The sequence below is a fragment of the Bradyrhizobium sp. 14AA genome, from assembly GCF_054185205.1.
In genome coordinates, this window is record NZ_JAVAYM010000012.1 from 83,572 (window position 1) to 103,367 (window position 19,796).

Consider the following 19,796-nt stretch of genomic DNA (forward strand, 5'->3'; position numbering starts at 1 on the left):
CCGGTAGCCGCGAAGGGTTGAGTAAAAAATGGCGATCCAGAATGGAAATGCCCATGCCGCAGATCTCGGGCTTCGATCCCTGGCTCTGTTCCTGCGCCTTCATGGCGTGAACGCCGAGCCGGACCAGCTCCGCGACCGTTGCGGAGACAGCGCAATCGGCATCCATGCGATGCTTCGCTGTGCCCGCGATTTCGGATTGAAAGTCGCTTCGCGCACGACACATTGGAAACAGCTCGCAGGCATCAGCCTTCCCGGAATCGCAGGGCTGCGTGATGGCGGCTTCCTGTTGCTCGGGAAGGTCGAGGATGACGCGGCGCTTGTGCTGCATCCGACCTCGCCACATCCGAAGTTGATGCCGCGCGCGGAATTTGAAGAGATCTGGGACGGCCGCCTGATCCTGAGCGGATCTCAAAGCCTCGTCGGCCGGGCGCAACATGCATTTTCCGGTCTGATCGCGCACGGGCGCGATCTGGCCGGCCGTGCCGGTGGCGTCCTTGCGCGCGCATATCCCTTCAATCGTCGCCAGATGCCGGTCCAGGAGCCAGGCTCCGAGCCGGCGGATGGCGATGAATCGGCGCTGATTGCAATGGCGATATTGCTGCGTTGCCATGGCATTGCGGCCGACCCGGAGCAAATTCGCCATCGCATGGGCGCGTCGCGTATCGGCGTGACCGAAATCCTGCGTTGCACCAGGGAGTTCGGCCTCAAGGCCCGGGCACAGCGGTCGAGCTGGAACAGGCTCGCCGTCACGCCGTTGCCGGCCATCGCAGCCCTGCGCGATGGCAGCTTCCTGATCCTGGGCAAAGTCATCGACGACAAGCTTCTTGTCCAGCGTCCATTGTCTTCCCGTCCTGAAGCGATGACGCAGGCCGAACTGGAGGCCATCTGGGACGGCGACATCATCCTGATGACCCGACGTGCGGCCCTGACGGATCTCTCCAGGCGATTCGATATCGGCTGGTTTCTCGGGGCGGTCCACAAGTATCGACGCCTTCTCGGCGAAGTGCTGATCGCGTCGTTCTTCCTTCAGGTCTTTGCCCTCGTCGCCCCGCTGTTTTTCCAGGTCGTCATCGACAAGGTGCTGGTGCATCGAAGCATCAGCACGCTCGACGTCCTGGTCGCGGGCCTCGTCGCGTTGACCTTGTTCGAGACCGTTCTCGGCACGTTGCGCGTCCATCTGTTCGCGCACACGACGAACCGCATCGACGTCGAGCTCGGCGCCCGGCTGTTTCGTCACCTGATGGCACTGCCGATCGCCTATTTTCAGACACGCCGCGTTGGCGACTCGGTCGCTCGCGTTCGCGAGCTCGAGAACATCCGTCAGTTCCTGACGAGCTCGGCGCTCACGCTTGTCGTCGATCTCCTGTTCACCGTCGTCTTCCTTGCGGTGATGTTCTACTATTCGACACCGTTGACGCTGATCGTTCTGGCCTCATTCCCGTTCTACATCGGAATCTCCGCCGGCGCCGCGCCGCTGTTTCGCCGCCGCCTCGATGAGAAGTTCAATCGGGGCTCGGAGAACCAGGCCTTCCTGGTCGAGAGCGTCACGGGCGTCGAGACCCTGAAGGCGATGGCGGTCGAGCCGCAGATGCAACGCCGCTGGGAGGAGCAACTCGCCGGCTATGTGGGGGCGAGCTTCCGCGTACTCAGCCTGAACAATATGGCGAGCCAAGCGGTCCAGATGATCAACAAGCTGGTCACGGCCGCAACGCTCTACTTCGGCGCCAGGTTCGTAATCGGCGGCGACCTGACCGTCGGCGAGCTGGTCGCGTTCAACATGTTGGCGGCGCGAGTGAGCATGCCGGTGCTTCGGCTCGCGCAGATCTGGCAGGATTTCCATCAGGCCCGGCTGTCGGTCGATCGCCTCGGCGACATTCTCAACACCATTCCGGAGCCAAGCTTCAGTTCGGCTCGCGCCGCGCTACCGGCGATCCGCGGCAAGGTCGTATTCGACCACGCGACCTTCCGCTATCGCGCCGATGGGCCCGAGGTGCTGCACAATGTGTCCTTCGGCGTCGAACCCGGCCAGGTCATCGGTATCGTGGGCTCTTCGGGCTCGGGCAAGAGCACGATCGGCAAGCTGATCCAGCGGCTCTACGTGCCGGAGAGCGGACGCGTGCTGGTCGACGGCGTTGACCTCGCAACGGTCGACCTGACCTGGCTTCGGCGCCAGATCGGCGTGGTCTTGCAGGAGAACGTGCTGTTCAACCGCTCGATTCGCGAGAACATTGCGCTCGCCGACCCGGCCATGCCCATGGAGCGCGTCATCGAGGCGGCCTCGCTCGCCGGCGCTCACGACTTCATCCTGGAGCTGCCGGAGGGCTACGATACCATCGTGGGCGAACGCGGCAGCAGTTTATCCGGCGGGCAGCGCCAGCGCGTTGCGATCGCTCGGGCACTCATTACCAACCCGCGCATCCTTATCCTCGATGAGGCGACCAGCGCGCTTGACTACGAAAGTGAGCGCGCCATCCAGCAGAACATGAGACGGATTGCCGCGGGCCGGACTGTGTTCGTCATCGCTCACCGGCTCTCGACCGTGCGCAATGCGAACCGGATCATCACGCTCGAGCACGGCCGAATCGTCGAGGACGGCAGCCATGACGAGCTGATCCGTTCGAACGGACGTTACGCAAACCTCCACTACCTGCAGGCCGGCATCCATGACGTCCGCTAGTCGAAATATCGTTCCGTTTCCGAGAGCCGAGGTTCGGCGGCGCGAGCATGAGATTGCATTTCTGCCCGCGGCGCTCGAGATCACCGAATCTCCGCCGTCTCCGATCGGTCGCGCGATCGGGGCGAGCATCATCGCGGTGTTTTGCGTCGCGTTGTTGTGGGCATCTCTGGGCAGCGTCGATATCGTCGCCACTGCGACCGGAAAAATCGTGCCTGGCGGGCGCACCAAGCTGATCCAGCCGTTCGAGACGGGCGTTGTTCGCGCGATCCATGTACGCGACGGTCAGAGCGTCAAGGCCGGCGACGTCCTGATCGAGCTCGACCCAACGATGACGGAAGCCGATCAGGAGCGCCAGAGAAGCGATCTCGTCGCGGCCGAGCTCGACGTCGCGAGGCTGCGTGCAGCGCTGGCTGACGATCCGCTTGCCGCCTTCCGATCACCGCAGGGCGCAAGTGCCGCGGAGATCGAGATGCATCGCCAGTTTCTGATCAGCCAGCGCGCGGAACAGAGCGCCAAGCTCGCGGAGATCGAGCGTCAGCAGGGCCAGAAGGAAGCGGAGCGGGCGACCACCTCGGCGAGCGTGGCGAAGCTGCAGGCGACGATACCGGTGCTCCAGGAGCGGGTCGACATTCGCAAGAATCTGGTCGACAAGGCCCTGGCTTCGAAGGTCGTCTATCTCTCCGAGTATCAGGAACTGGTCGGCCTTCAGCAAGATCTGGTCCTCCAGCAGAGCCGACTCCGCGAAGCCGACGCCGCAATCGCCTTGCTGAAGGAAACGAAAGAGAGAACCGCCGCGGAGTATCGGCGCACGACCTATGACGCACTCGCGAAAGCCGAGCAGAAGGCGGCAAGCGCTGCGCAGGAAGTAGTCAAGGCGGAGCGGCGCACCAAGCTCCAGCATCTGACCGCGCCGGTTGACGGCGTCGTGCAGCAGCTCGCCGTTCACACGGTGGGGGGAGTGGTGACGCCGGCGCAGGCGCTGGCGATCGTGGTCCCGAGCGAGAGTCAACTCGAGATCGAGGCCATGCTCTCCAACCGTGATATCGGGTTTGTCCATCCCGGACAGAAGGCGGAGACCAAGATCGATACGTTCAACTTCACGCGCTATGGGCTGCTGCATGGGGATGTGCTCAGCGTGTCGACGGATGCCATCACGCGCGACAGGCAGGGCGGATCGAACGACCGCGCGTCGGGGACCGCGCAGGGCAGCAGCGAGCCGAAAGGCCAGGAGCTGGAATATGCGGCGCGCATTTCGCTCGATCGCACGCATATGCAGGTGGAGGACAAGCTCGTCAAGCTCGGCCCCGGCATGGCGGTGACGGTGGAGATCAAAACCGGCTCGCGCAGGATCATCAGCTATCTTCTCTCGCCGCTGGCGAGATACAAGCAGGAGGCGTTGCGGGAGCGTTAGGACAAGGCGCAACTCCCGCAGCGCCAGTTGCTCCGTGCGTTCCGAGGAGACCGTCGTACCCCACGTCGCGTTCACGCGAGCAGGCGCAAAATCCCGCCGGGGCGACTGTCGTGAAGTCGACGAACATGTCGCCGCGATGCGACAACTCGCTGACTGCAATCGTCTGCCGGCCGTTCGGCTATTTGTACAGCCGTACCGCTGCGCCCGTTCCTCGGGCCGTCCCCTTGTGGAGGAGACCGTCGACAGGAGGAGCCGCGACGTGACTTGACGGGCGGACCAAGGCAGCGGTCTCGTTGAGATGCTCCGGTTCGGGGATCGCCCCGAGAGGCTTGACGACACTAGCGCCGGCATGAACGCCCGCCGGCACGTGGTCATTTGCGGCTCGCACCTGCGATCCATGGTTCATTCCCCAGATCGCTGCCTGCGTCCGGTTTTGAACCCGTATCTTCCGCAGGATCGCCTTGACGTGGACCTTCACGGTGGCCTCGGCAATATCGATCTTTCGAGCAATGCTCTTGTTGGAATCGCCTTCGATGAGGCAGGAGAGAATTGCCTTTTCGCGTGGAGAGAGCTGCGGCAAGATCGCATCCTCCTGAGCGACAAAGAGCGCATGCCCGTTTTGGCAGCGCTCCGTCGTTTCGCGTTCGCGATTGCCGTCGAGCGCGAACGACAGGAATGCAGGCGGGAAGACCGTCTCACCCATTGTCACGAGTTCGACCGATTTGATGAAGGCGTCGCACGAATTGACGTTGACGAAGTAACCGCTGGCACCCGCGCGAAATGCGGAGGCAAGCTCGACTGGCCGATAATCGTCCGACACGATCGCAATGGGCGCGTCGGGATACCGATCTTTCAAATATCCGATTTCCGATACCGCAAGATCAAAATTGTCGCCGGTGTGCACGATGAGGAACATCAGTTGCTTAGCTTGAAGCGAGCTTGGCAACTCCTCCGGGCACGAGGCCGATATCGGCATGCGAAAATTTGCGGCGTGCAGAATTCTGGCAATACCTTCTCGGATCAAAACGCTCTTTCCGATAAGAACCACTCCGTAAGATTGACGCCTCCTCATGTTGTCCTCCAGCCGACGCAATGACACAACAGAAACGCAACTCGATTCAATCTCATAAAGAATGACCAGCCTTTCTTTGGTTGGTCGTTGTTTGGTGGTTGGTCGTTTTCGCTCGGCCTGCAGACTTCCACTATTATATCGAGTTACTCCGAGTGGAGCCTCCCGTACCCGAACGTCATCGGTTTTGATCGCTCCATATTGTTGAAGCTTTTAGGAATGTTAATTGCGAATTGCTGATCGCCCTATATATCGTTCGTTATAGGCGCGGGGGCATGTCCCAGCGAATGCGGTGAGCCGAAGCCGCATTCTGGCGCAGTCTCTGCGCGAATTAGATGATCATGCATATTCGAGGGTGAAGAACTGGGCTATCGCCTGCCATGCCGCGTTGCGCGACGCAGCCTGGGGGTGAGTTAACGGCACGGTCTATATCTGACGTCGAGGGAATTCGCGGCTGTGCGCGCATTGCGGCTTGCGCCGTGGTCGTTCATCTCGATGGGTCACGCGGTTCTTTCGGGGCACCCAGGTCGCAAATTGTGGCGCGGGAGCCGAAAAGCAAGCAGAGAAGCGCGTCAAATTGCCTTCTTATTGCATTGCGGCATCGACATCGCTTGTGTCAGGAGAAATTTCGAATGATGCTGCCCCTAAAAATGGAAAGAGCAGCAGGTTCATGGCGTTGGACTCGGGGGGGCGTCCCGCGAGGAGCGCCCAATGCGACGTACCAGGGTAGTTATTGCGGACCGGCATCCGGTCGTCTTGCAGGGGCTGAGCAACGTCATCGGCGCCCTGACTGACTTTAGAATTGTTGCATCTTGCAGAGACGCTGCAAGTTGCATCGAGGCAATTCGTAACTTCGCCCCAGATATCGCGATCGTCGATCCGGCGATGCCCGAATTCGGCGCGCTGTTGGTTTTTTTGACCGTCACTTCAGAAAATCGTTCGGCAGAAGCTCGTGCGACACATCTGGTCCTTTTTGCTTCGAGTGAAGATTGCGCGCCGTTGTTGGAGGCCGCGCCCGTAACGTGCAGCATCGTCCTGAAGGACACAGAGCCGGAAGCGCTGGTGCAATCCTTGCAGCACATAGCCAATGGCCACAGCCTACTGCCGGCGACATCATCCGACTTGATCCCATCGCAGGGGCGGCCCGAGAATCTGGACGATGCATTGACAATGCTGACGGACCGAGAGCGTCAGATCATGCGTCTGGTCTCAGAAGGTTTGTCGAACAAGGAAATCGGGCGGCGGTTAAACATTGCCGAAGGCACCATCAAACAGCATCTTCACAGCATCTTTCAAAAGCTTGAAATCAGTAATCGGACGGTGCTCGCGGCCCTTGCCATCGCGCAACATGATCGTGCGGCCGCTCCCCGGGAGAAGACTGCGCATCCCGGGGGTAGTCCGACGCGCGAAGAGTGCTGAGAGAGCCGCACGCTCCGCGATTCCGGCTGGTGGCCCTAGCGCAATGGCGGGCCATTTCTATCAATTGCCCCGGCATCGGCCGGGGATTGTCGATAGTCGCGCATCGCCGGCTTTCTTGAAGGCATGCTCAGCCGCGCCTAAACGCCGATTTCGCGCGACTCGATTGACCAGGAGATGTGCGGGAAGCTTAGTGGGTAGTCCGTCAGGACGGGCCACTGATCCGGAATCGCAGTCCGCGTATCGGGAGGAAAGTGCTCTCATGAACATCTGCGGCTCTGGGTCGATCGCGGTTTGGCCGTTGTCAGGTAGAGTATAGTCGCGGTCCGTAGCGAACGGCTCCAGTTCATCGCAGAGGTGTGCCACTGGGTTTCGGCACATTCGGAGCGGCGGCCCTGGTCCTTCCTGCCTGCCCCCCCTGCGATCAGGGCCGTTCTCTCTTCTCGGCCAGCAAGCAGAATCGCATCTCCACGGTTGGGACGAAATTGCGCAGACGCATCCCGATGTCCCTCGAATTTCGCCGCACCGTCGAGGACATGGAAGTTGGAGCGCGATTGGCGACGGATAATTCTTCGTCATCACGTATGAGGCCCCCTGGTGCCGGTTCAGGCGGTGTTGCCCGCGCCGACGGTCACCATGGTGCCGGTGATGTTCCGGCCACCCTCACCAAGAAGATATTCGACTACGGAAGCGACTATACGGACAGGCCGCTGTAGCCGGTCGAGGCCCTCTGCTGCCGCCTGTGAGAAGGACGTTATGCATCGGTGCGTGCCAGTTTTCCCGCCGCGGTGAGCTCTAGCCGTTCGACGAAACGGATCACCGCGGGCACCTTCCATGCTGCGAGGTGATCCCTGCACAGGCTGAAAATCTCGGCGCGGATCGTCTCGTGGCGGTTCTCATCGGTGCCGTCCGCGAGGACGACATCGGCGACCACAATGGCACCCGTAATCGGGCTTCTGCGAGATCGCGCGCGCGCCATCCGAACGGATGCGTGCCGGTTGATCGCTGCCTCCACGTCCTCCGGATGCACCTTCAAGCCGCCGATGTTGATGATGCCGCCTCGTCGCCCGACGAAGTGATATCGTTCGCCGCGCAACTCGACAATGTCGCCGGTATCGACGAAGCCCTCGGCGTCAACGAGCGGCGGCGCATCCGCCCCGACATAGGCGCGCGCGGTACGCTTGGAGCGGATCCGCAGCGAGCCGTCGACTACCTTCATCTCGACGCCGTTGCGATGTCCGATCAGGTCGGCAGGAAAACCCTCCCGCCCGTCGTCCACACTGAAACCGACGCCAGCTTCGGTCGATGCATAGGCGTGCCCGATCGACGCATGCGGAAATGCCTGAGCCAAGCCGTCGAGCACCGCCTGATCGGCGATTTCGCCGGACAAGCGGATATAGTCCGGCGAGAAGTCGGCGGAGGCTCCGCTCATCAGGAGCTTGCGCCAGTGCGACGGCGTTCCGGAGATGTGGGTGACGCCGCCCATGCGTAGCCGCGCCACATGCGCCGCGACGGTTTCCCCCGGCTCGGACAGCACCATCGATCCGCCGCCGATCACGGCTCGCAAGAAGATTTGCAGGCCGCCATAGCGGCGAATGTCGTAGAATGTCGCCCACGTGGCGTCGCGGTAGCGCGCCGGCCCGTCGGCGATGATCGCGCCGGCCAGTCCATCGAGCGTATGTCGGACGATCTTCGGCAGCCCCGACGTCCCCGAGGTCAGCATCAACCATTCGGTCGCATGGTCGACCTTCGATCTCGGGCCCTTCCGAACGGGCAGGTCGATGCCGACAACCGTGCATTTTCCGGCACCGCGTTCGGATACCGGCCGGTCGGTGACGATGGCATCGATTCCAGCCTGCTCCACAAGGATCGGCAGGCGCTCCCAATCGACGTCGGGCGGGCATAGGAGCATGCGACGGGCGACGCCGTCGAGCTCGATCATGGCTAGTGCGGACAGCAACTGTCTCGACGTGGCGAGCAGCACCGAGCGGCCGGACAGCTGGCAGGGACCGCCAATCAGGCAGCTGTACTCGACCGTGTCCGTCAGAGATACACTTTGCCGGGCATCGGAAATCGTGCGATCTTTTCCCTCGCCGCGATAGTGACGTAGCGCGATGATGTCAGGCGGGGACATTCTCGTAGGCTCTGACAAATTCACCGACGGTAGACGGGAAGGCTGCGTCCTCGGCAACGGTGAAGGGGTCGACACCGAGCTCGTCCTCCAGTCGGGCAACCAGGATGGCGAAGGCCAGCGAATCGAACCCGGTTTCGTTTAAGGACAACTCATCGACAAGCGGCGGAAGCGTGACTTTCTGCTCTTCGGCGATCTGCTCCATCGCGGAGAAGATCCTTGCTTTGATCGACATGGTACAAACCTCACATTTCGACTTCCGAGACGATGTTAGAGCCTGATTGCGCCCTCAACGATGCGCGCGTAGACGGCCGAGTCGATCGAACGATAGTCACCAGTCACCGGATCGCGCACGAATAGCGGATCATCCACGACCGAAGGATCGAATCCCTCGCGGATCAGCAGCTGCTTCTTCTTCCTGAAGGTGTCAGTCGTATCCAGCGCCCGGCACAATCTGACGAAGGCTGGAATTGCATAAGGCGGGAGCTGATGGGAAAGCTGTTCGCTGAATAATCCGAAATCGAAGTCCTGGTCCACCACCAGGGCCGCCATGCCGGCGCGGCCGTCGGCCCCAGACACGGCGACTCCATAAGTCGAGGCGTCGAGAATGCCGGGACAGCCCGTGATTGCATCGTTCACTTCGCTGGTCGCGACATTCTCTCCCTTCCAGCGGAAGGTGTCACCGACGCGGTCGATGAAGTGCAAGTAGCCTTGTGCGTCGCGCATCATGAGATCGCCGGTGCGGAACCAGGCGTCACCCACCGAGAAGACGTCGCGCAGAATCTTTTTCCTGGTCTCGGCGAGATCTGTGTAGCCCTCGAAGGGCCGCCCGTCGCAATCGGCGCTGCTGATGCGTCCGATTGCCTCGCCGGTCTCGCCGGAGGCGCAGGCGATGCAAAGCCCGTCGGAGTTCCGGACCGGGCTGCCGCTATCGGTGTCAACTTTGACGATCGAGGCGGGAAACCGATGCGCCAGAACCGGCGGGATCCGGCCGATCGCGCCCGGTTTTCCGTCGATGTTGAACAACGAAAAATTGCCTTCCGTTGCGGCATAGAATTCGAGAATCTGCGGAATTGCAAAGCGGTCGGCGAAGGTCTCCCAGATATCGCCGCGCAATCCGTTGCCGACAGCCAGCCTCAACCGGTGTCGCGACTCTTCTTCAGATGCTGGCGCCTTCAGCAAGTAGCGGCAGAGCTCGCCAATATACTGGAAGATAGTGCAGTCGAAACGCGCGACATCGTCCCAGAATCTGCCAGAGGAGAATTTCTCGGCGATCGCGACCGAACCGCCCGCACAGAGCATGCTGCAGGGGGCCGCGACACCGCCCACGGAGTGATGGAGCGGCAGGCAATCGTAGAGACGATCCTCTGTCGACGCGTCCGTCAGTCCGGCAAACCAGCCGCCCCAGGCGAGAACGCGGCGATGACTAACGTTCGCCGCCTTCGGCAGACCCGTGGTGCCCGAGGTGTAGATCAGGAGCGCACGTTCATCGATCGTGACGTCGCCCCGTTCGGCGGAGGACAGGGGGCGCGGCTCGAAGGCGGCGAGCGCCGCATCCAGATCGCCGCCTGGATCGCCTGAGCCGAGGTTCCAACGTTGCGGCACGCGGTGCAGGTGAGGGCGCGCGCTCTCGAACGCATCCACGCAGTCGGCAGCGAGAATGAGGTGATCGGCCTGAGCGACGTCGATACAGTGCGCGAGCGAGGGACCGACCAGCCTGGTATTGATCAGTGCCACTGTCCCGCCAACGCTGCTGATACCCAGCCAGCATGCGAGGTAGTCCGGCCGGTTCGGCATCAGCAGGCAGACGGTGCGGCCGGCATGGAGGCCGATGTCCCGCGCCCAACGCGCATACCGGTTGATCCGGTCGGCGAGTTCTCCATAGGTGAAGGACTGGCCATCCGAGAGCAGGGCGGGTCGGCCGGATTGACGCCTTGCCCAATCCTCCACGATGTCCGCGAACAACCGATGCGGCTGGCCTTCGAGCCGTGCGGTTATTGCGATGGCTTGCAGCCAAGTCTTGGCGGCGGAGCGTCCGCACGGCGCAGCGGCGCGTCTGATCGCGGGCTGGATCAAGGCGTCCCTCGGGGCGAAGCTATGCGCGTGCGCTGTATCGGCGTCCATGCGCACCCGCTCGATGCGATCTGCCTTGTTGTTCGAAGCACGACCTCTGTTCAACTTGCTTCATCCCGACCCGGATCCGATCTGATTGACAATCATCCCCTCGATCGCCTTCACCGATTGAAAGTTCTCGGGCGTGATCTCGAATTGAGGAAGGATGAGATCGAACTCGGCTTCGACCTTGAGCATCAACTCGACCATGCCCATCGAGGTCAGTCCAATGTCCACGAGTCGCGACTCCGGGTGGACATCGGCGATGATCGCGTTCTGCTGGAGCACGCTCCTGACGACCGATAGAACGCGGTTCTGAACGTTGACGGCGAAGTTGTGCATTTCAGCCGGTCTCCTGCCGCGGCCAGGCGTGATCATTCGGTGGGACGATACCCAACTGTTCCTCCGGCCAATAGCTCTGCTTCGGAGGTACCTCGCCCGGGAGCGGATGTTTCTTGACACCCACTTCTGCGCCAACGACGCGGCAGCGGAAGTGGGCTAGTTCTCGATTTTGATCGGAATTTCATCTCGATCTGGCTCGCATCGTCCAATTAGAGAAGCATGAAACGGGAGGCTCTGGCCCATGACTGTCCAGGAAGTCCAGTTCCGTAACGTCGCCACCGAAATTGGCCGAATAGCATTCTCTCCCGACGGCTCCTCCTTCCAGCAGCGAACGGCAACTGTCGCGGAGGTCGCTGCGGCGGAGGCGGAGACGGTCGATCGCGAGGCGTGCTTCCCTCGGAAGGCGATCGCCGCGGCGCGCAAGGAGAGACTTCTGGGAGCTCAAATTCCGATCGAATTCGGCGGAGGCGGTGCGTCCATCTCCGAGGTGGCCGATATGTGTTACGCGCTCGGCCGTGCCTGCGCTTCGGTCGGGATGATCTTCGCGATGCATCAGACCAAGGTCGCATGCCTCGTTCGCCACGGCACGGGCAGCGGCTGGCACGAGAGTCTCATGCGCCGCGTGGCTGCCGAGCAGCTGCTGCTGGCATCGTCGACAACGGAAGGCCAGAATGGCGGAAACATACGCTTCAGCTCGGCCGCAGTGGAGCACGCCGGCACCGAGATTTCGCTGGTGCGCGACGCGACGGTGATTTCGTACGGCGCCGAGGCGGACGGCATCATCACCGTTGCTCGCCGTTCCGACGCTGCCGCCGGATCCGATCAAGTGCTGCTGGCCATCACCCGTGACGAATATACGCTGGAGCGCACCCTCTCGTGGGAGACACTCGGCATGCGTGGGACCTGCAGTGCCGGCTTCAAGCTGAATTTCAAGGGAGCTGCGGACCAGATATTCCCCGTGGCATACGAAAAGATCCATGCGCAGACGATGACGCCCGTCGCCCATCTGTGCTGGTCCTCGGTCTGGGCGGGAATCGCGGCTGCGGCGGTGGACCGAGCGCAGCTCTTCATTCGCAAAGCCGCCCGCGGGGCGGGCGGCAACATGCCTCCTGGCGCGGCGCACTTCACCTCCGCCAAGATGACCCTGACGAAATTGCGTGCCATCATCGCCGCAAATCTCAAGTTCTATGAATCTCGCGAACGGGACGTACGCGCGCTGTCGTCCGTCGACTTCCAGTCTTCGATCAATCTTCTCAAGGTGGAAGCTTCCGAGCTTGCGGTTGCGGCAGTCATGCACGCGATGCGCACTTGCGGCCTGTCCGGGTATCGCAACGACACCGACGTAAGTATCGGCCGCCACCTGCGTGATGTGCTTTCCGCTCCAATCATGATCAACAACGATCGCATTCTCGCCAGCATGGGCACCGCCACGCTGATGAGCGCGGTTCCAGACTCTCTGTGCGATTGATGTTTTTCTGAAGGGGAAGGGCGTGATGAACATCGCCATTGTTGAAGCGCCGGCGGACGCCAATCCGCCTCCGGCCGATCCGTTGGACCATCTTGCCGATGTGCTGTTCCATGAGATGGGCTCTCCCGGTGTCTACGGCCGCACCGCGCTTTACGAAGACGTCGTGGAGCGAATTGCGGCGGTGATCTCGCGGAATCGCGAACCGGATACCGAGGTGATGCGCTTCCCGCCGGTCATGAATCGTGCCCAGCTCGAGAAGTCGGGTTACCTGAAAAGCTTTCCCAATCTCCTCGGCTGCGTCTGTGGCTTGCACGGCAGGGATAGTGAGATCGATGCGGCGGTCAGGCGTTTCGATGCCGGAGGTGACTGGACCGCATCGCTGTCACCGGCCGATCTCGTCCTGTCGCCGGCCGCCTGCTATCCGGTTTATCCGATCGCGGCGAGCCGAGGGCCCGTGCCGGCAGGGGGCTGGAGCTTCGACGTGGCCGCCGACTGTTTCCGTCGCGAACCCTCGCGCCATCTCGACCGGCTGCAGTCCTTCAGAATGCGCGAATTCGTCTGCATCGGGGGGGCTGATCACGTCTCGGCGTTCCGGGAGCGGTGGATCATACGTGCGCAGAACATCGCCCGGGATCTCGGGCTGACCTTCAGAATCGACCATGCCAACGACCCGTTCTTCGGTCGGGTCGGGCAGATGATGGCGGTGAGCCAAAAGCAGCAGTCGCTGAAGTTCGAACTGCTGGTGCCTCTGCGTTCCGAGGACCGACCGACCGCCTGCATGAGCTTCAACTACCACCGGGATCATTTCGGCACGACATGGGGCATCGTCGATGCAGCCTCCGAGCCGGCCCACACTGCCTGCGTGGCGTTCGGAATGGACCGTCTCGCCGTCGCCATGTTCCATACCCACGGCAAGGACGTCGACCTGTGGCCGGTCGCGGTGCGCGACCTGCTGAATTTCGCGTAGACCGATCGCTGGGCGCCTTCAGCAATCGAGGAGTTCCGATGCGCCAAGGAAGTCGGGAGCTAGCCCGGGATCGGAGAGCCCAAGGGCCAGCTACCATGAGGAGAGAGACTCTCGCCGTCCACGGCGGCTTCGAAAGCGATCCGGCAACGAAAGCCGTTGCCGTGCCAATCTACCAGACGGCTTCCTATGCATTCGACAGCGCCGACCATGGAGCCGCGCTCTTCAACCTCGAGGTAGACGGTTTCCGTTATACCCGGATCGGCAATCCAACCAATGCCGTGCTGGAGAAGCGCGTCGCCGCTCTCGAAGGAGGCATCGAGGCACTCAGCGTGGCCTGCGGTCAGGCCGCGGTGAACTATGCAGTCGTCAACATTGCGGAGATGGGCTCCAACATCGTCTCGGTTCCGCAGCTCTATGGCACCACACATACGCTGTTCGCACACATCCTGCCGAGGCAGGGCATTGCGGTCCGTTTTTCGGAAGACGACCGGCCGGAAAATATCGAAAGGCTGATCGACGATGATACACGGGCAGTGTTCTGTGAGAGCGTCGGAAATCCTGCCGGAAACGTCTGCGACATCGAAGCGATGGCCGACGTCGCGCACCGCCACGGCGTTCCGCTGATCGTCGACAACACGGTGCCGACACCGATCCTGCTCCGGCCGATCGAATTCGGCGCGGATATCATCGTGGAGTCGCTCACGAAATTCATGGGCGGACATGGCACCACGCTCGGTGGAATCATCGTCGACAGCGGCAGGTTCCCGTGGACGGAGCATCGCCGGCGCTTCCCGATGATGAACGAGCCGGAGAAATCATACCACGGGCTGGTCTTTACCGAGCGATACGGCGCCGCGGCCTACATTGCGCGTTGCCGCGCCGTCTCGCAAAGGACCACCGGCGCCGTGCTGGCGCCGATGAACGCCTTCCTGTTGCTCCAGGGCATTGAGACGGTCGCGCTCCGGATCGAGCGGCATGTCGCGAATGGTGCAATGGTCGCGCGATTCTTGCGCGATGACGGCCGGGTCGCGTGGGTGAATTATGCGGGCTTTCACGACAGCCCCTATTTCGCGCTGACGCAGAAGTATCTGGATGGTCGAGCGTGTTCGCTGCTGACGTTTGGCGTCGCGGGGGGCTTCGAAGCCGGCAAGCGGTTCTATGACAGGCTGAAGCTCTGCAAACGGCTGGTCAATATTGGCGATGCCAAAACGCTCGCCTGCCATCCCGCATCGACAACGCACCGGCAGATGTCGGCCGAAGAACAGGACAAAGCTGGCGTGCGCCCGGAGATGATCAGGCTGAGCGTCGGAATTGAGCACATCGAGGACATCCTCGCGGATCTCGATCAAGCCCTCTGCGCCGCGAACTGATGTTTCGTCAACCGTGAAGGCATTCGAATGACTGTCTTGATCGACATAGATTCATACGAACATCACCTGCTCTCGAGAGCGCCCAGCAACGCCGGTGCGAAAACGGCCGCGGGAAGCGGAGGAGAGTGTCTCGACATCGGGATCATCAACAACATGTCGGATGCAGCGTTGATGTCGACCGAGCGCCAGCTGTTCGACCTGCTCAACGCGGCTGCCGGACGACTTTGCGTCAGGCTGCATTTCTATACAATGGAGTCGACACCCCGTTCGGAATGGGGGCGCGATTACGTGCGCCGATACTACCGCGACATGGGCGATCTGCTGAACAGGAGACTGGATGGAGTGATCGTGACAGGCGCCGAACCCAGGGCCGCCAGCCTGACGGAAGAACCATATTGGACCACCTTCGCCGAGATCGCCGACTGGGCGACGGAGAATACCGTGTCGTCGGTGTTTTCCTGCCTGGCCGTCCATGGGGCGGTCCTGCACCTGGACGGCGTTGCGCGCCACAAGCTGCCTGCCAAATGCTTCGGTGTCTTCGCTCAAGCAAAGACGAGCCAGCATCCGTTGATGCAAGATGTGCCGAGGACCTTCCGGATACCGCATGCCCGGTGGAACGAGGTGCAGGAGGAGGATCTCTCGAACTGCGGGTATTCGGTTCTCACCTGGTCGACGGAGGCTGGGGTCGACTGCTTCGTCAAGCAGCAGAAGAACAGCCTTTTTGTCCATTTTCAGGGACACCCGGAATATGAAACCCAGAGCCTGCTGGGTGAATATCGAAGGGACATGGGGCGATTCCTCCGGGGAGAAAACGAAGTCTGTCCGACGATACCGAGGGGCTATCTGAACGAGGACGCGGAAAAGATGCTGATTGCCTTCCGGCAGAAAGCCCTTTCCGACAGACGCCCAGAGCTTTTTTCCGACTTTCCGGCCGATCAGCTGGCGAGGGACCTGAGCAACGTCTGGCGTCTTCCGGCCCAGCGCATATACCGCAATTGGTTACTCTACATCGTGTCGCAGCGAGCCCGTCGCTCAAACTCATCGGGAGCGCGAGAGGCGGCTCTCTCTTCGGCCGGAATTCCGGCACGTCGCCACCGGCGCAAGTTGGTTGCCGTTCGATCAACTCATCTGGCGCGTGCGCCGAACCCGGCGGCAAAAAGGCGGCTCGGATACCACGAGTGAGAGTTCGAGCATGATCCGATGTCGAGAGATAGAAGTAGTCGATCTCGACGCCATCGCCGAGCTTCTGGCAAACGGCTTCCCGATCCGTCCGCGCGACTACTGGATCAACGGTTTCCGACGCCTGTCTGTGCGCGAGACGCCCGACAGCTTCCCCCGCTTCGGCTATATGCTCGAGCATGACCGGACGCCGGTCGGTGCTCTGCTGTTAATCCATACCGCAAGGCACGATGGTGAAAGCGTCTCGATCCGGTGCAACCTCTCCAGCTGGTATGTGGAGCCTGCCTTTCGCAGCTACGCACCGATGCTGACCAAGGTCGCGCAGCGACACAAGGATGTTACTTACGTCAATATCAGCCCGGCGCAATGGACTTGGCAAGCCATCGAAGCGCAGGGGTTCCGCCGCTATTGCGGCGGCCTGTTCTTTTCTTTTCCGGCGATATCGCGCCCGGTCAAGGCTATGCGCGTGGAGGTCGTCCGGCGAGGCACGCAGGCGATCGACGGATTGTCCGAGTCCGATGGCGCGTTGCTGGCACGCCACGCGTCCTACGGCTGTCTCGTCTTGATATGCCGCGCCGCCGATGGCCGCGCCTTTCCGTTCGTTCTGCAGCCGATGCGGGTCGGTCGCATCAGGTTGCCGTCGATGCAATTGATTTATTGCGCCAGTGTAGCCGACTATATCGTGTGCGCCGGCAACATAGGTCGCTTTTTGGTTCGACACGGCTGGATGGCGATTGCTCTCGACGCCAATGGACCCGTGACCGGCCTCGTCGGCATCTACAGGGAGCCGATCGGCCGCAAATATTTCAAGGGTCCCCACTGCCCCCGGCTCGCCGATCTGTCGGATTCTGAACTCGTGATCTACGGGTCGTGACTTCATCGTTCCAGAAGCGTCGTTGCTCGATGCGATGCATTCTCGACGCGTGCAGACCTGACTTCCGATTGCGCATCTAAAGCACGCGATAGTTCGAGCCGCCGATCCGCTGCTTTGCGCACGATCTCCCGCCAGCGTACATCTTGCGTGATTTCGGTAACGGATCGCGCCTGGCGCTAATTATTTTCTATGCGCCAGGGGGCGATTGTATCTTGCCGGAATCAAGTGCCTCAGAGACGCACCCCGGTCGTAGCAAACGCTTGGGCGACGGGTTCCTGGACCTGATTCAAGAGCACCATTCCCGCAATCGCGATCACCATGGCCGCGACGCAGCCAAGAAGAAAAGCCTTCATCCGCAGCCTCCGTCGATCGAAACGTCAAGGTGTTTATACGACACCGCTTGCCGCGAGCAAACTCGTTGATCGCATCAGGGGAGAAGCGTTCCTATGGGCTCTTGAAGATGGGATCGACGGAAAATCCATCGCCCATCAAGCCGAGGGACTGAAGCGTCGCGCTATTCAGGTCGACTTCCAATATCGCAAAGAGAAGCGCAAGCACGATGGCAACGAGGATCAGGAAGGGCGACGCTTCTCGGGAAATGGGATCTTGCGGCCCATCAAGCGCGCGCAGAGCGCGTAGCCGCGCCATCATCCGCAGAAATGGCCGCGTTGGCCCCTGCATGTCAGTCGTCCCTGACGTGACCAGCAAGAGACTAGTCTCCGGACCGCCGGCGTTCAAGCGGAGGATGCGCGAAGTCAGGTTATTGCAATGCACGCTCCGGAACGCAGGGCGGTGTTGCCCGGTTTAGTACACGCACCGGAGGATCCGACGTGAAACTGCCAACAACGATCTTGTGCTTCGCAGCACTCTGCTTCTTCCAGAGCGCCTCCGCCCAACCTGCGCAAACCAACTCATCTGCGGGACCAACCCCGCCCGAGGAAAGGGGCCAACCACAGCCGCAAGGCTGGACGGGCCCAATCAATACAGGTTCGGGTGGCGCGCCCGCCGAAAGTCCCCAAGGTCAGAGTCCGCCTGGAATGCAGGCCGCGCCTCACGGATCGTCCAAGAGCACGACGGCACCGGCCAAGTAGATCGGTTCGGTTATTCTCCTCCGTCGGCTCTTCTGGCAATCTTGAGAGCGTGAACGTGACGCGGCGAGGGTCAATGAGACTACCTTTCTGCGCGGGCGGCGCCGCAGCCTTGTGGGCCATCTTTGCCGTATCATCCGTGCACGCCGACATGGCCGGACACGGCGGCCCCGTACGGGCGCTCGCCATCTCCCCCGATGGGGACGGTCTTTTGTCGGGCAGCTTCGACACAGCGGCCATTCGCTGGTCGCTAAAGACTGATACGGCGGAGCAAGTGCTGCGGTATCATGCTGATGCTGTCAACGCTGTCGCTTTTCTGAAGGACGGGACCATGGTCACGGCCGGTGCCGATGCACGAATTGCGCTGTGGACGGCAGGCCGGCAGCAGCCGGACCGGATATTCGAGGGACATGTCGGTCCGATCGCCGCGCTCGCGGTCTCTCCGGAGGGGGCGCTTCTCGCGTCGGCTTCATGGGATCGGACGGTGCGGCTCTGGTCGCTGTCGGACGGCGCGTCGCGCGTGCTCGAAGGGCATTCGCAGAACGTCAACGGCGTCGCTTTCACGCCGGATGGCAGGTCGATCGTCAGCGTCGGCTATGATCTTACGTTGCGCATCTGGCGTTTGCCGGATGGCCAGCCCGAAATCGTGGCGTTGCCGGCGCCGCTCAACGCGGTGGCCGTGGCGCCGGATGGTGAAATCGTCACAGGCGCGGTCGATGGCATGCTGCGGATGCTGACCACTGACGGCAAGGTCAGCGGCGAGGTCGCGGCCAGTCCTACACCGGTGGTGGCCTTGACGATGTCGGCGGACGGTACATTGATTGCCGCGGCCAGCATCGGCGGCACGGTGGCGATCATCGATCGCAAGTCGCGCGGCCTGCTGCGAACGCTGGTCGGGCCGGGCGCCCCGGTGTGGTCGGTCGCCTTCCTGCCGGATGGCGAGACGCTGATGACGGGAGGTGCGGACGGCAGGATCAGGCGCTGGAACGCGCGCACCGGTGATCCCATTGGTTCGAACCTTGTGGGAACGCCGGCCGATCCGCTCGGCGCCTATGCGGACGATCATGGCGCGGATGTATTTCGGGCGTGCGTTGCCTGTCACACGCTGTCGGACAAGGAGGCGCAACGCGCGGGCCCGACCCTTGCGGGACTATACGGCCGCAAGATCGCATCGCTCCCGGGCTATCGCTTCTCCGATGCGCTGAAGACCATGGACATCGTCTGGACGCCGGAGACGGTCGCAAGACTATTCGAGGTTGGACCGAACGCCTATACCCCCGGCACCAAGATGCCGGAGCAGCGCATCGGTTCGGCCGAGGACCGCCGTGCGCTGACCGACTTCCTTGGCCGCGCGACGTCGCGATAGCGACATCAGATCGAGTCCCAATTGTCCATCGGGAGATCCCTCATCTCCGGATGTTGCTTGAGGATCTGAATGACGTCGATGTTGGGGTGCTCCTTTAGAGCTTCCGCAACGCAGTGATTGACGTATTTCCGGCGCGACAGCCAGGCGACCTTCTTACCCTTGGCTTCGGCCTTGCAGGCGAGGATCGCTTGCTTCACGGCGATCTTCTGCGCCTTGGTAGGGGGAGGAGCGGCAGCTTCGGCCACTCCGCCGGCGAGAGCGACGGAGATCATGCACGTCGACAGCGCTGTGATCAAACGAGACATGGTGATGCTTCCTTGGTTTCC

General features: G+C 61.8%; 16 protein-coding genes and 1 pseudogene. 10 read left to right on the top strand and 7 right to left on the bottom strand.

Annotated features, from left to right (window positions below; translation table 11 throughout):
• The first annotated feature begins 28 nt into the window (after nt 1-28).
• On the top strand, nt 29-2,677 hold the full coding sequence (locus tag RAD15_RS21955) for a type I secretion system permease/ATPase (RefSeq protein WP_458180264.1): 2,649 nt from the start codon (nt 29-31) through the stop codon (nt 2,675-2,677).
• Nucleotides 2,664-4,088, top strand: a complete 1,425-nt coding sequence (locus tag RAD15_RS21960; RefSeq protein ID WP_458180265.1) for an HlyD family type I secretion periplasmic adaptor subunit — start codon at nt 2,664-2,666, stop codon at nt 4,086-4,088. The genes RAD15_RS21955 and RAD15_RS21960 overlap by 14 nt, the downstream gene beginning before the upstream one ends.
• Nucleotides 4,089-4,266: 178 nt before the next feature.
• Here the strand turns inward: RAD15_RS21960 and RAD15_RS21965 are convergent, their stop codons facing one another.
• Nucleotides 4,267-5,160 carry a LuxR C-terminal-related transcriptional regulator gene (locus tag RAD15_RS21965; protein WP_458180266.1) on the bottom strand — a complete coding sequence of 298 codons (894 nt, stop codon included), beginning with the start codon at nt 5,158-5,160 and terminating at the stop codon, nt 4,267-4,269.
• Nucleotides 5,161-5,868: 708 nt separating this feature from the next.
• Between RAD15_RS21965 and RAD15_RS21970 the strand changes: the two genes are divergently transcribed.
• Entirely contained in the window at nt 5,869-6,576 is a 708-nt protein-coding gene (locus RAD15_RS21970; protein ID WP_458180268.1) for a LuxR C-terminal-related transcriptional regulator, read from the top strand.
• A 602-nt stretch (nt 6,577-7,178) separates the two neighbouring features.
• Here RAD15_RS21970 and RAD15_RS21975 read toward each other — a convergent pair.
• From RAD15_RS21975 to RAD15_RS21995, 5 genes and pseudogenes are all read right to left on the bottom strand, one after another.
• Nucleotides 7,179-7,268: pseudogene (locus RAD15_RS21975) on the bottom strand (SDR family NAD(P)-dependent oxidoreductase); the annotation flags it as partial.
• Between the two features lie 59 nt (nt 7,269-7,327).
• On the bottom strand, nt 7,328-8,707 hold the full coding sequence (locus tag RAD15_RS21980) for an ANL family adenylate-forming protein (RefSeq protein ID WP_458180269.1): 1,380 nt from the start codon (nt 8,705-8,707) through the stop codon (nt 7,328-7,330).
• Nucleotides 8,694-8,939 carry an acyl carrier protein gene (locus tag RAD15_RS21985; RefSeq protein ID WP_458180270.1) on the bottom strand — a complete coding sequence of 82 codons (246 nt, stop codon included), beginning with the start codon at nt 8,937-8,939 and terminating at the stop codon, nt 8,694-8,696. Before RAD15_RS21985 ends, RAD15_RS21980 begins: the two co-directional genes overlap by 14 nt.
• Before the next feature lie 35 nt (nt 8,940-8,974).
• Nucleotides 8,975-10,828 carry a long-chain-acyl-CoA synthetase gene (locus tag RAD15_RS21990; protein WP_458180425.1) on the bottom strand — a complete coding sequence of 618 codons (1,854 nt, stop codon included), beginning with the start codon at nt 10,826-10,828 and terminating at the stop codon, nt 8,975-8,977.
• A 60-nt stretch (nt 10,829-10,888) separates the two neighbouring features.
• Nucleotides 10,889-11,158, bottom strand: a complete 270-nt coding sequence (locus RAD15_RS21995; RefSeq protein ID WP_458180271.1) for a phosphopantetheine-binding protein — start codon at nt 11,156-11,158, stop codon at nt 10,889-10,891.
• A 241-nt stretch (nt 11,159-11,399) separates the two neighbouring features.
• On the opposite strand from RAD15_RS21995, the gene RAD15_RS22000 reads away from it, so the two are divergent.
• From RAD15_RS22000 to RAD15_RS22030, 7 genes are all read left to right on the top strand, one after another.
• Complete coding sequence (locus RAD15_RS22000; protein WP_458180272.1) at nt 11,400-12,626, top strand: acyl-CoA dehydrogenase family protein; 1,227 nt, start codon at nt 11,400-11,402, stop codon at nt 12,624-12,626.
• A 25-nt stretch (nt 12,627-12,651) separates the two neighbouring features.
• Nucleotides 12,652-13,593, top strand: coding sequence for an amino acid--[acyl-carrier-protein] ligase (locus RAD15_RS22005; RefSeq protein ID WP_458180273.1), 942 nt, complete (start codon nt 12,652-12,654; stop codon nt 13,591-13,593).
• Between the two features lie 95 nt (nt 13,594-13,688).
• On the top strand, nt 13,689-14,963 hold the full coding sequence (locus tag RAD15_RS22010) for an O-acetylhomoserine aminocarboxypropyltransferase/cysteine synthase family protein (protein ID WP_458180426.1): 1,275 nt from the start codon (nt 13,689-13,691) through the stop codon (nt 14,961-14,963).
• Between the two features lie 27 nt (nt 14,964-14,990).
• Nucleotides 14,991-16,145: a homoserine O-succinyltransferase MetA gene (metA, locus tag RAD15_RS22015; RefSeq protein ID WP_458180274.1), complete on the top strand. Its 1,155-nt coding sequence runs from the start codon at nt 14,991-14,993 to the stop codon at nt 16,143-16,145.
• 10 nt (nt 16,146-16,155) lie between these two features.
• A complete protein-coding gene (locus RAD15_RS22020; RefSeq protein ID WP_458180275.1) occupies nt 16,156-17,016 on the top strand; it encodes an acyl-CoA acyltransferase in 861 nt (286 codons plus the stop codon).
• Between the two features lie 318 nt (nt 17,017-17,334).
• Nucleotides 17,335-17,655: a hypothetical protein gene (locus tag RAD15_RS22025; protein WP_458180276.1), complete on the top strand. Its 321-nt coding sequence runs from the start codon at nt 17,335-17,337 to the stop codon at nt 17,653-17,655.
• A gap of 525 nt (nt 17,656-18,180) precedes the next feature.
• Entirely contained in the window at nt 18,181-19,470 is a 1,290-nt protein-coding gene (locus RAD15_RS22030; RefSeq protein WP_458180277.1) for a c-type cytochrome, read from the top strand.
• A gap of 5 nt (nt 19,471-19,475) precedes the next feature.
• Here the strand turns inward: RAD15_RS22030 and RAD15_RS22035 are convergent, their stop codons facing one another.
• Nucleotides 19,476-19,775, bottom strand: a complete 300-nt coding sequence (locus RAD15_RS22035) for a hypothetical protein (RefSeq protein ID WP_458180278.1) — start codon at nt 19,773-19,775, stop codon at nt 19,476-19,478.
• Nucleotides 19,776-19,796 lie beyond the last annotated feature (21 nt).

What these genes read in the sequence shown, in the direction of transcription:
- RAD15_RS21955 (WP_458180264.1), top strand. Translation starts at nt 29, where the DNA reads ATGGCGATCCAGAATGGAAATGCCCATGCCGCAGATCTCGGGCTTCGA.
- RAD15_RS21960 (WP_458180265.1), top strand. Translation starts at nt 2,664, where the DNA reads ATGACGTCCGCTAGTCGAAATATCGTTCCGTTTCCGAGAGCCGAGGTT.
- RAD15_RS21965 (WP_458180266.1), bottom strand. Translation starts at nt 5,160, where the DNA reads ATGAGGAGGCGTCAATCTTACGGAGTGGTTCTTATCGGAAAGAGCGTT.
- RAD15_RS21970 (WP_458180268.1), top strand. Translation starts at nt 5,869, where the DNA reads ATGCGACGTACCAGGGTAGTTATTGCGGACCGGCATCCGGTCGTCTTG.
- RAD15_RS21980 (WP_458180269.1), bottom strand. Translation starts at nt 8,707, where the DNA reads ATGTCCCCGCCTGACATCATCGCGCTACGTCACTATCGCGGCGAGGGA.
- RAD15_RS21985 (WP_458180270.1), bottom strand. Translation starts at nt 8,939, where the DNA reads ATGTCGATCAAAGCAAGGATCTTCTCCGCGATGGAGCAGATCGCCGAA.
- RAD15_RS21990 (WP_458180425.1), bottom strand. Translation starts at nt 10,828, where the DNA reads ATGGACGCCGATACAGCGCACGCGCATAGCTTCGCCCCGAGGGACGCC.
- RAD15_RS21995 (WP_458180271.1), bottom strand. Translation starts at nt 11,158, where the DNA reads ATGCACAACTTCGCCGTCAACGTTCAGAACCGCGTTCTATCGGTCGTC.
- RAD15_RS22000 (WP_458180272.1), top strand. Translation starts at nt 11,400, where the DNA reads ATGACTGTCCAGGAAGTCCAGTTCCGTAACGTCGCCACCGAAATTGGC.
- RAD15_RS22005 (WP_458180273.1), top strand. Translation starts at nt 12,652, where the DNA reads ATGAACATCGCCATTGTTGAAGCGCCGGCGGACGCCAATCCGCCTCCG.
- RAD15_RS22010 (WP_458180426.1), top strand. Translation starts at nt 13,689, where the DNA reads ATGAGGAGAGAGACTCTCGCCGTCCACGGCGGCTTCGAAAGCGATCCG.
- metA (WP_458180274.1), top strand. Translation starts at nt 14,991, where the DNA reads ATGACTGTCTTGATCGACATAGATTCATACGAACATCACCTGCTCTCG.
- RAD15_RS22020 (WP_458180275.1), top strand. Translation starts at nt 16,156, where the DNA reads ATGATCCGATGTCGAGAGATAGAAGTAGTCGATCTCGACGCCATCGCC.
- RAD15_RS22025 (WP_458180276.1), top strand. Translation starts at nt 17,335, where the DNA reads ATGGCCGCGACGCAGCCAAGAAGAAAAGCCTTCATCCGCAGCCTCCGT.
- RAD15_RS22030 (WP_458180277.1), top strand. Translation starts at nt 18,181, where the DNA reads ATGAGACTACCTTTCTGCGCGGGCGGCGCCGCAGCCTTGTGGGCCATC.
- RAD15_RS22035 (WP_458180278.1), bottom strand. Translation starts at nt 19,775, where the DNA reads ATGTCTCGTTTGATCACAGCGCTGTCGACGTGCATGATCTCCGTCGCT.